The sequence below is a fragment of the Bradyrhizobium genomosp. III genome (assembly GCF_000261705.1).
In the GTDB taxonomy this organism is placed as follows: Bacteria; Pseudomonadota; Alphaproteobacteria; order Rhizobiales; family Xanthobacteraceae; genus Bradyrhizobium; species Bradyrhizobium ottawaense.
The window spans coordinates 30,337-40,222 of the sequence record NZ_AJQF01000336.1; the positions used below are offsets into that span (position 1 = coordinate 30,337).

A 9,886-nucleotide genomic window follows, 5' to 3' on the forward strand; every position below is an offset into this window, starting at 1 on the left:
CCATCGATTACAGATACCAGGCCAGCACGGCTTCGAGCTTTGCCTTGCCGATGACCGGCAGGGCCACCATTCGGCTCAGCCCGGCTGCGCAGGCCTCAGAGCCCGCGATCGAGCCGTCATGAGTGAGATCGTCGTTGAGCGCGGGCATGCCGGCGGCCCAGGCGCCGCCGATGCTGCCTTCGCCTCTGGCAATGGAATTGGCGGCATAGCGGGCGGCAAGGTCGGTCTGCGCGCTGCAATCGCCGGCGCGAAAGACCAGCGCCGAACGGGCCTCGTTCGGGACCCAGATCTCGAAGCGTCGCGCAATCGGCGTTGCCTGCGCGGAGAGGAAAGTCAGGACCCAGGTTTGGTCGGTGCCGGTTCGGTAGGGCACGCCGACACCCAGATTGATCCCGACCTTGGCTGCGTCCTCCCAGCGCAGGAAGCTCTTGGCGTCGTGCAGGTCCTTGATGATCAGCGGCAGGCCCGCCTTCCAGGTGCGTCCGGGAAGTCCGAAGCCGCGAGGAAATTTAGTGTGGCGCGAGTTGAATTCGAACATGTCCGCCGCGCCGTAATAGCCGTCGACGAGGCCCATCTCGTGGGAGAGATCAGGATCGTTGTGCCAGAGTTCGATCGCGCCGACATGCGCCTCGTCGTCGCCGCAGAACAGCACCATCACGGCTTGCAGAAATTCGCCTGCAAACACCGGCACCGCCACGCCGCAGGTGAGGCCGGCGGCGACGGCCTGATCGGTCCGCTTGAAATAGGAGTTGGCGAATTTCGTGAGGATGACGGGATGGCCGCAGGCCCAGGTCTTGCCTGGAAGCCCCTCGTCATATCCGAAGTGCAGCTCTTCGCTGACGGCCTTGAACGCGGACAGCCCTTCATCGTAAAGGCCGCCGCCGAATTCCAGCCGCATGCGCGTCCGGTCAGGCACCCAGAGTTCAACAACGCGAATAAAGGTTTTCATCGAGCGTGTCCGCCGCCTCAAACCACGACAGCATCGGTCATTTGGCTGCGGAGCGGAGGTTCAAAATTCAGGCAGGACGGCCCAAACTTCGTGCGGCGACGAGGTGCGGCGGCGCTCGCCGATCGAATTTCGTGAAACACAAACCCACCGGGCTCGCCGGCATCGGCCGGCGACGGCATTTCAATCCTGGCCCCGGACCCGCCGGGCCGGAGGGCGTCAGCCGATCGGCAGTCGCGTGACCGTCGGGCGACTGTCGGCGATGATCTGCGGCTTGTGCTCGCGCTCGCCGATCGGCTGGGTCACCGGCAGTTGCAGCACGGTTGCGCGCTGGCCCTCGACGAGCTGCGTCACCAGCACGGATTTGCCGTCCGGGAATTCGATCGCATCATGATGGCGATCGGGAATGTGCGGATCGATCTTGCCGAACTTGCCGACGCGGGAGTTGACGGTGCGCGTCCAGATCCAGCGGTTGTCGTAACGGACGTTATCGGCGAAGGCGAGCTCCGTTCCCGGCAGCAGGCAGACCGCGACGGAGAGATCGGCTTCGGAGGCGAAGCCGCGCGTCGAGGTGCCGCGGAATGTTGTCGTGACGATCGTCTCGCCGACTTCTGCGGGGCGCGTCGCGACGGCATGCAGGCTGTAGTCACACATCGGGTGCTCCTCTATGCAGAGATAGCGACCCGCACCCCTTTTGGAGGCGCAGGCCCCTACCAGAGTGGAAGCACGTGACGGTCTGCTTGGTTGTAGGCAAATCTGCGGCTGGGATCCGCGAGCCCCGATCACATTATCTTTTCCATCTTTTCCGAATTCGATAGGAACAAAGTCGGCTTCCGTGCATTTGGCAGGCGCGCGTCAACGACCGGCGAAACCAGCCAGCCCGAGTATCGTCAGCTCGGCTGCGTGCGCGCTGCATTGCGGTCGTTGCGGATTTTCTGGATCACGGCCGTGTCCTAGCCGACATGATGATGCGACCAGCGTTGCTGCGGCTGCGCTCAAACGATCCGGCGCATTTGGGCTGTCCCCCTCGAACTCGAAAGGCCGCGAAGCGATGTTGCTTCCCGCGGCCTGCCGAGGATGTCGCGAAAAGGGGGAGGGGCCGGACAATCTGTGCAGAACCAGAAAGACTATCCAGCCGGAGCGGACCATCATCCGCTCCAATCTCTGATCGGCGATGCCGACCGAAGGCGCGCGCGAGGCGCTGAAGACTCCGGTATCAGTACTTGCGGTAAAGCCCGATCAGCTTGCCCTGAATCTTCACGCGGTTCGGCGGCAGGATGCGCACCTCGTAAGCGGCATTGGCGGGCTCCAGCGCGATCGAGGCGCCGCGGCGGCGGAAGCGCTTGAGCGTGGCTTCCTCGTCGTCGATCAGCGCCACCACGATGTCGCCGGTATCGGCGCTCTCGTTGCGCTGGATCAGCGCCATGTCGCCGTCGAGGATGCCGGCCTCGACCATGGAATCGCCGCGCACTTCGAGCGCGTAATGCTCGCCGGAGCCGAGCATGTCCGGCGGCACGCTGATGGTGTGGCTGCGGGTCTGCAACGCCTCGATGGGGGTGCCGGCCGCGATGCGGCCCATCACGGGCACCGCAACGGGCCGCTCGCCCTCGTCCGCGGACGGGCTGGAGCTCGCGCGTAGCTTGCCGAGATTGCCCTCGATGACGCTTGGCGTGAAGCCGCGTCGGTTGCCGGCGGCAGCTTGGAGCTCCGGCAGCTTGATCACTTCGATGGCCCGGGCGCGGTTGGGCAGCCGGCGGATGAAGCCGCGCTCCTCGAGTGCGGTGATCAGGCGGTGGATGCCTGACTTCGAGCGCAGGTCGAGCGCATCCTTCATCTCGTCGAAGGACGGCGGCACGCCGCTTTCCTTCAAGCGTTCGCTGATGAACCGCAGAAGCTCGTATTGTTTGCGCGTTAACATCTCGACCAAAGTCCCCCGGTTGATGTCGTTCGATTCCGAGACGATGAGTTCAGCGATAAGCCGCTACATCCTCGAAACAAATCATGAACGGACACTATATGTTCGATACATGTTCCGCAACTGCTTAATTTACCGTGAACAGAGCGAAACTCGCGGAATGCGTGTGGCCGCGCAGTTCAGACGGGGAGCCGCAGCACTTCGCAGGGGCTGCCGGCCTCGGCCTTTGGCGCAAACGGTGCGCGCACGAGAAGTACCTGTGCTGCAGCAAGATTCGCAAGCAGAGAGGAGTCTTGATGGCTGACGGGAAGGGCGACGAGCGTGCCGTCGTCGCGCGGCTCCAGGCGCGCGCGCAGATAATCCTCGCGCTGGTCATTGGCGCCGAGATCGCGGCCCAGCACGGCGCGCTCGCGATGGTGATGAATCACCGAACGGCCCGACAGCGCGCGAATCAACGGCACCATGAACAGGAAGGCGCACACGTAGGACGACACGGGATTGCCGGGCAGGCCAATGACGCCCATCGTCCCTAAGCGTCCGTGCATCATCGGCTTGCCGGGCCGCATCGCGATCTTCCAGAACGCCAACGCGATGCCTTCGTCCTTCAGCGCCTGCTGGACCAGATCGTGGTCGCCGACCGATGCGCCCCCGGTCGTGACCAGGACGTCGGCGCCGCTTTCGCGCGCGCGGCGGATGCCGGCGGTGGTGGCCTCCAGCGTATCGGCGGCAACACCGAGGTCGATGGTCTCGGCGCCCTCGCTGCGGGCGAGCGCGTGCAGGGCATAGCCGTTGGAATAGACGATCTGGCCGTGCCCGGGCGTCGAGCCCGGCATCACCAGTTCATCGCCGGTGGCGAGGATCGCGACCTTCGGACGACGGCAGACGGCGAGTTGCGGGTGATTCATTCCAGCGGCGAGGGCGAGATCGCGCTCTGTCAGACGGGTTCCCTTGCGCAGGAGGACGTCACCCTCGCGGAAATCAACGCCGGCGGGGCGGATGTGCCGACCCACGATCGCGGCTTCCTTGATCGTTATGTGCTTGCCCTCGGCGATCGTGTCCTCCTGGATCACGACTGCGTCGGCGCCGTCGGGAACGACGCCGCCGGTGAAGATCCGCACGGCTTCGCCGGCGCCGACCCTTTCCGTGAACGGACGGCCCGCTGCGACCTCACCGATCATCGTCAGCCTGGAATCGATCGTTGCCGCATCGGCCGCGCGCACGGCGTAGCCGTCCATCGCCGACATCGCCTGGGGCGGTTGGGTGCGCCGCGCAGCGACGTCCTGCGCGAGCACGCGATGGTAGGCTTCGTCGAGTGAAACCATCTCTGCAGGCAGCGGCTCTGCACCCGCCAGCACCGCAGCAAGGGCGTCGGAAACCGGCATCAAGGCCACGGCGAAACTCCTGCTCGGCACGTTCGGACGAAATGTTCCGACAGTCTTCTAGCCGAGCGCGGGAGCAGAGGCAAAAATGCGGGCACAATTTATCTTGCCGCTTTCCGGCCCTGGATCGAAGGCAGGCTCAGGCCTGGCGTGGCATGATCCAGAGAACGAGGCCGATCGGCAGGAGGGTGGCGATGGCGAGGACGAGAATGACGAGTGCCACGGCCGGCATCGCTCAACTCCCGCTCGGCCGGTCCGGCCCGTCGTCCATCGCGACGTCGGGAGCCTTCGGCCCTTGATCCTTGTCGGGCAGCGGATCGGCCTGGGATTTCAGGTCGGCGGCCTTGCTGATCAGCTTGGCGGAAAGGTCAGAATCCGAGGTGGTTCTTGCGAATTCAAGCAGGAGAGAGGCTTGCTTGGTGAGATAGGTTTTGCCCAGCACGTCCATAAGTCCGGTGTAGAAGTCCCAACGGACTCAAGAGTCCGGAAGGGGCCATTCCGTTCCCGGAACTCCGTACAAAAATGCACAAAGCGCTCTGGTTCCTCATTTTGGGCAAAATTGGGTCCGGGAAGGCTGCCCGACGTTGGCGCCTCCCGATGAGCGGAGATCGTCAGATGCCCAATGCCTTCAAGGCGTTCTCGACGTCGCGCGGCGACGTCACATGCACCGCCGTCAGCCCGCGCGACCGCGCGCCTTCGATGTTCTCGGCGAGGTCGTCGAAGAACACGATACGTGCTGCGGGCACGCCGATCGCGGCGACGACATGGTCGAAGGCTTCCGCGTCGGGTTTGCGCAGGCCGATGCTGGACGACAGATACAGCGCGCGGAAATGGCCGAGCAGTTCGCCATATTCCTTCGAGAAATAGTCAACATGCGGCCGGTTGGTGTTGGAGAAGGCATAGAGCGGCATCTGTTTCGCCGCGCGCGGCAGCAGCTCGGCGATATCAGGCATCTCGCCGGCGAAGATCGCGTTCCAGCCTTCCAGGAACTGGGCGTCCGAAATGCCGATGCCGAGCGAAGCACGCAGCGAAGCGAAATAGTCCTCGTCGCTGATCTTGCCGACCTCGTGCAGCCGGTAAGCCTCGTCACGCACATAGCGCGCGACGATGGCCTCGGGCTGGCAGCCGGCATGTCCCGCCCAGCAGGCGATCGCCTTGGAGAAGTCGATGTCGAGCACCACGCGCCCGAGATCGAACAGCAGCGCATCCGCGCTGCCGGGAGAGAGCGATGTCATTGCGTCCTTTTCACTCAGTATCGATACGGATCGTGGTCGAACAGCGGGAATGCGCTGAACACGCTCGGCGCGTTGGTGGCGGTCGCCGGATGCAGGCAGGATTTGTCGACCTCGGCAAATGACGTGGCGCCCAAAAGGCCGAGGCAGCGCAGCACCTCGTCCTCCAGCAGCTCCAGCATCCGCGCGACGCCGGCCTCGCCAGCCGCCGCCAGCGCCCAGCATTGCAGCCGGCCGATCCCGACCATGTCCGCGCCCGCCGCGATCGCCTTGACGATGTCGGTGCCGCGACAGATGCCGCCATCGACCATGATCTTGGCGCGGCCCTTCACGGCATCGACGATCTCGGGCAGCACATGCATGGCGCCGCGGCCATGGTCGAGCTGGCGGCCGCCATGGTTGGAGACGTAGATCCATTCGACGCCGTGATCGACCGCGATCTGGGCGTCCTCGGCGGTGGCGATGCCCTTCAGGATCAGCGGAATCCTGAACTTGTCCTTGATCATCTTCACGGTCCGCCACTCCAGGCCCTTCTGGAAATCGCCGCCGGTGGCACGCAGGCGGCTCTCGCGAACGTAGCGCTTGGCGATGTCACGCTCACGACGGCTGTAATGGGCGGTGTCGACGGTCAGGCAGAAGCCGGCATAGGCGTTCTTCTCGGCCCGGCTGACGACATCCGCGACAAAGGCATCGTCGCCGCGGACATAGAGCTGATAGAGCCGCAGCGCATCGGGTGCGGCTTCGGCGGTCTGCTCCAGGCCTGGCTCGGACACCGAGCTCAGCATGTGCGCCGCGCCGAAGGTGCCGGCAGCGCGCGCGACGCTCGCCGCGCCATCCGGGTCGAAGATCTCGAGCGCGCCGACGGGGGCGAGCACCACCGGCAGGCGCATTTTGCGGTCGAACTGCTGAACCGAGCCGTCGACCTTTCGGACGTCGCGCAGCACCCGCGGGCGGAAGGCGATCTCGTCCAGCGCCATGCGGTTGCGGCGCATCGTGGTTTCGGTCTCGGCGGCGCCGACGATGTAGTCCCAGGCGTTCTGGTTGAGGTTGGCCCGCGCTTTCCGAATGAACTCGTGCAGGTTCTGGAACGGCTCGTTGCTGGCGCCGAGCTCGACGTTCCGTTCCGGCCGGATCCGGGGTGCTTCGTTCATTGTTATCCTCCCGAGAATTTGAAGCCTTGTGTCATCGCCTAACCCGTCCAGCGCTCCAAAACCATCCTAAAATGGCATGGCTGCGCGGCGTGGACGGACGCACCGATTCCCCCTTTAGGTCCCTTTGGGGGCGGGCCAGTCCTGCAACGTTGCCAAAAGTTTAGGCCCGAACGAAGCGATTTTTGCGGTGTACCGGTCGGCGGTGCATCCCGGCCTTGAAGAAACCAGAATGGTATTGTGAGAAGTGGACTGGATCGCCAATTGCATGGCGCCTCCCAAGTGTGCTTCCCAAGTCTCGAGAGACGAGCCCAAGCAAGCTCAAGCGAACCGCCAAGCAAAAAGGCAAGCCCATCCATGCGGAAAACCCTGCTGTTCCCTCTGGGCGCGCTCACCGGAGCGTGTCTCACCCTTCTGGTCGCCAGCCCGCACGGTGGTGTATGGGCGGCACGGGCGGCAGCGAGCGCGGACGATGCCTATTCCCAGCTCAACCTGTTCGGCACGGTGTTCGAGCGCGTCAAGGCGAGCTATGTCGAGAAGCCCGACAACGCCAAGATGATCGAAGGCGCGATCACGGGCATGGTGACCTCGCTCGATCCGCATTCGCGCTACATGAACGCGAAGGCCTGGACCGAGATGCAGGAGACCACTTCCGGCGAGTTCGGCGGCCTCGGCATCGAGGTCACCATGGAAGACGGCCTCGTCAAGGTCGTTTCCCCGATCGACGATACGCCCGCCTCGAAGGCCGGCCTGATGTCCGGCGACCTCATCAGCAAGATCGACGGCGAGGCCGTGCAGGGCATGACGCTCGAGCAGGCCGTCAACAAGATGAAGGGCCCGGTCGATACCAAGACCAAGCTCACCATCGTGCGCAAGGGCGCTGACGCGCCGCTCGATGTCGCGATCACGCGCGAGATCATCCATGTGCGCCCGGTGCGCTTCCACGTCGAGAACGGCGACATCGGTTATATCCGCGTCACCTCGTTCAACGAGCAGACCACCGACGGCCTGAAGAAGGCGATCGCCGCGATCGCCAAGCAGGTGCCGCAGGAGAAGCTCACCGGCTATGTGATGGACCTGCGCAACAATCCGGGCGGTCTGCTCGACCAGGCCGTGTCGGTGTCGAGCGCCTTCCTCCAGCGCGGCGAGGTCGTTTCGACCCGCGGCCGCAGTCCGGAAGAGACCCAGCGCTTCACCGCGCATGGCGGCGACCTCACCAAGGGCAAGCCGCTGGTGGTCCTGGTTAATGGCGGCTCGGCCTCGGCTTCCGAGATCGTGGCCGGCGCACTGCACGATCACAAGCGTGCGACCATCATCGGCACGCGCTCGTTCGGCAAGGGTTCGGTGCAGACGGTCATTCCGCTCGGTGCCGGCAATGGCGCGCTGGCGCTGACCACGGCGCGCTACTACACGCCGTCCGGCCGCTCGATCCAGGCCCAGGGCATCGCCCCCGACATCGAGATCCTGCAGGACGTGCCGCCGGAGCTGAAGGGCCGCATGGACACCATGGCGGAGTCCCAGATGCGCGGGCATCTCTCAGCCGGCGAGGGCGGCGAGCAGACCGGATCGCAGTCCTATGTTCCGCCGAAGGAGGAGGACGACAAGGCCCTGCATGCCGCGTACGACTTCCTGCACGGCGTCACCGCCAACGCGGTGGCCGCCAAGCCCGCGTCGAAGGCCGCGGTGCCGAACTAAGGTCTTCGACTTTCAGAGATCGATATCGCCCGGGAGTGGATGTCCGCTCCCGGGCGAATTCGTTTTGGGCGTTCGCGAGCGGCGGAATCACTGCGCGATCGTCATTGCTGCTTCTTCGGACCCGTGTGATGCGGGACTTCGGTCTTCGGTCCGCCGCCGTAATGGTGGCTGCCGCCAGATCCGCTGGTCGTCCCGCCGTCGCTCTCTTTCTTGCCCATATGGTGAGGGACCTCGGTCTTCGGTCCGCCCGAGTAGTGATGGCCGTTCTTCTCATCGGCCGTGCTTGTCTGTGCCATGGCGGGCAACGCAACGAACGACATGATCGCGGCGGCGACGATCAGCTTGCGGTGACTCATTCTGGTTTCTCCTGTTGATCTCGTCGAGTTGGTGTCAATCAAGTCCCGGTGGCTCGATCGAGCAGCAACCAAACCCGGAGCTTGATTGTGTAGGTTGAGCAAGATCAAATGTCGACGCGCGCACTCGCGAGCGTCGTTGCGCGGATCGCCGTGTTGCCGCAGGCGACGAGAAACGTCGATCTTCTTACAGAGAAAAATTCTCGCCGCTGCGAGAAATCGCAGGTCGCGCGCAAAGCCCGCGAGCATGCCGAGAGATGTCGTGGCCGATGACTCTTCCGGTGGAGGACGACGGGCGCCTCGATTCATTACGCGCTTGAATCACAAAAAGATTTGGCTGGTGCGCCGATCGGGTTTGATGTCCGTCAAACCTGCGTCGATGACGCAACCTAGCGTGCCGCGCGAATGAGCGGCGACACGGTTGCGATCCTACAAAAGTTGACCGCAGAGATGGAGATGGAGAACGCACCGTTGACTGACGAGACCATTCACGCCCCCGGTCGGCCCTTGCAAGTTGCGTTTCTCTTGCACCGCCGGTTATGGGAAACGATCACGATCAGGTCGGTGCTGGTCAAGCCACGGCGGGATGTGCGACTGGATCTGTTTCGCGGCCTGGCGAATTGGCTGATCTTCCTCGGACACATTCCGAATTCGGCGCTGGTCTGGTTCACCACGCGCAATTACGGATTCAGCGATGGCGCCGATCTGTTCGTGCTGATCTCCGGCTACACCGCGACGTTCTTATTCGGCTCGATGATGATGGAGCGTGGCTTCGTCATCGGCGCAACCCGCCTGCTGCGGCGGGTGTGGCAGCTCTATGTCGCTCACCTGCTGTTGTTCCTGGTCTATCTCACGGCCGTGCACTACATCGCGCACAGCTTTGACGATCTTCATCTGATGGATCAGTTCAACGTCGCGCCGCTCATGAACTTTCCCGTCGAGACGCTCTCGCAGGGCCTGATACTCAAGTTCAAGCCGCTCAATCTCGACGTTCTGCCGCTCTACATCGTGCTGATGGCCCCGTTTCCCGTCGTGCTCTGGTTCATGCTGCGATGGCGCAATGCAGTGATGATCGGCTCGCTCGGTCTCTATCTGGCCGCCCGACATTACGAATTGAATCTGCCGTCCTATCCGGCCGGAGTCTGGTATTTCAATCCGTTCGCCTGGCAATTGCTTTTCGTATTCGGAGCCTGGCTGGCGTTGGGAGGGGCGGCGGGC

10 protein-coding genes are annotated in these 9,886 nt (G+C 63.9%); 2 read left to right on the forward strand and 8 right to left on the reverse strand.

Annotated elements, in window-relative coordinates; all coding sequences use genetic code 11:
- Window positions 1–7: 7 nt before the first annotated feature.
- From IC66_RS0127150 to IC66_RS0127185, 7 genes are all read right to left on the reverse strand, one after another.
- Entirely contained in the window at window positions 8–949 is a 942-nt protein-coding gene (locus IC66_RS0127150; protein ID WP_028141556.1) for a GAF domain-containing protein, read from the reverse strand.
- Window positions 950–1,165: 216 nt separating this feature from the next.
- Window positions 1,166–1,600, reverse strand: a complete 435-nt coding sequence (locus IC66_RS47195; RefSeq protein WP_028141557.1) for a hypothetical protein — start codon at window positions 1,598–1,600, stop codon at window positions 1,166–1,168.
- A gap of 562 nt (window positions 1,601–2,162) precedes the next feature.
- The gene (gene lexA / locus IC66_RS0127160) at window positions 2,163–2,864 is read right to left on the reverse strand and encodes a transcriptional repressor LexA (protein WP_026202323.1); all 702 of its coding nucleotides are present in this window, start codon (window positions 2,862–2,864) and stop codon (window positions 2,163–2,165) included.
- Between the two features lie 176 nt (window positions 2,865–3,040).
- Entirely contained in the window at window positions 3,041–4,252 is a 1,212-nt protein-coding gene (locus IC66_RS0127165) for a molybdopterin molybdotransferase MoeA (protein WP_038949786.1), read from the reverse strand.
- A gap of 223 nt (window positions 4,253–4,475) precedes the next feature.
- The gene (locus tag IC66_RS0127175; RefSeq protein ID WP_038971469.1) at window positions 4,476–4,682 is read right to left on the reverse strand and encodes a hypothetical protein; all 207 of its coding nucleotides are present in this window, start codon (window positions 4,680–4,682) and stop codon (window positions 4,476–4,478) included.
- Between the two features lie 169 nt (window positions 4,683–4,851).
- Window positions 4,852–5,475 carry an HAD-IA family hydrolase gene (locus tag IC66_RS0127180; protein WP_028141560.1) on the reverse strand — a complete coding sequence of 208 codons (624 nt, stop codon included), beginning with the start codon at window positions 5,473–5,475 and terminating at the stop codon, window positions 4,852–4,854.
- A gap of 14 nt (window positions 5,476–5,489) precedes the next feature.
- The gene (locus IC66_RS0127185) at window positions 5,490–6,623 is read right to left on the reverse strand and encodes an alpha-hydroxy acid oxidase (RefSeq protein ID WP_038949788.1); all 1,134 of its coding nucleotides are present in this window, start codon (window positions 6,621–6,623) and stop codon (window positions 5,490–5,492) included.
- Between the two features lie 354 nt (window positions 6,624–6,977).
- Here IC66_RS0127185 and IC66_RS0127190 point away from each other — a divergent pair, with 354 nt between their 5' ends.
- The gene (locus IC66_RS0127190; RefSeq protein ID WP_028141562.1) at window positions 6,978–8,315 is read left to right on the forward strand and encodes a S41 family peptidase; all 1,338 of its coding nucleotides are present in this window, start codon (window positions 6,978–6,980) and stop codon (window positions 8,313–8,315) included.
- Between the two features lie 101 nt (window positions 8,316–8,416).
- On the opposite strand, the gene IC66_RS47200 is transcribed toward IC66_RS0127190, so the two are convergent.
- Window positions 8,417–8,671 carry a hypothetical protein gene (locus IC66_RS47200; RefSeq protein WP_028141563.1) on the reverse strand — a complete coding sequence of 85 codons (255 nt, stop codon included), beginning with the start codon at window positions 8,669–8,671 and terminating at the stop codon, window positions 8,417–8,419.
- Window positions 8,672–9,139: 468 nt separating this feature from the next.
- Between IC66_RS47200 and IC66_RS0127200 the strand changes: the two genes are divergently transcribed.
- The coding region (locus IC66_RS0127200) for an OpgC domain-containing protein (protein ID WP_162131344.1) at window positions 9,140–9,886 on the forward strand (747 nt) is incomplete at its 3' end.

Bases quoted from the DNA above. Each gene is read 5' to 3' on its own strand.
- IC66_RS0127150 (WP_028141556.1), bottom strand. From the start codon at position 949: ATGAAAACCTTTATTCGCGTTGTTGAACTCTGGGTGCCTGACCGGACG.
- IC66_RS47195 (WP_028141557.1), bottom strand. From the start codon at position 1,600: ATGTGTGACTACAGCCTGCATGCCGTCGCGACGCGCCCCGCAGAAGTC.
- lexA (WP_026202323.1), bottom strand. From the start codon at position 2,864: ATGTTAACGCGCAAACAATACGAGCTTCTGCGGTTCATCAGCGAACGC.
- IC66_RS0127180 (WP_028141560.1), bottom strand. From the start codon at position 5,475: ATGACATCGCTCTCTCCCGGCAGCGCGGATGCGCTGCTGTTCGATCTC.
- IC66_RS0127185 (WP_038949788.1), bottom strand. From the start codon at position 6,623: ATGAACGAAGCACCCCGGATCCGGCCGGAACGGAACGTCGAGCTCGGC.
- IC66_RS0127190 (WP_028141562.1), top strand. From the start codon at position 6,978: ATGCGGAAAACCCTGCTGTTCCCTCTGGGCGCGCTCACCGGAGCGTGT.
- IC66_RS47200 (WP_028141563.1), bottom strand. From the start codon at position 8,671: ATGAGTCACCGCAAGCTGATCGTCGCCGCCGCGATCATGTCGTTCGTT.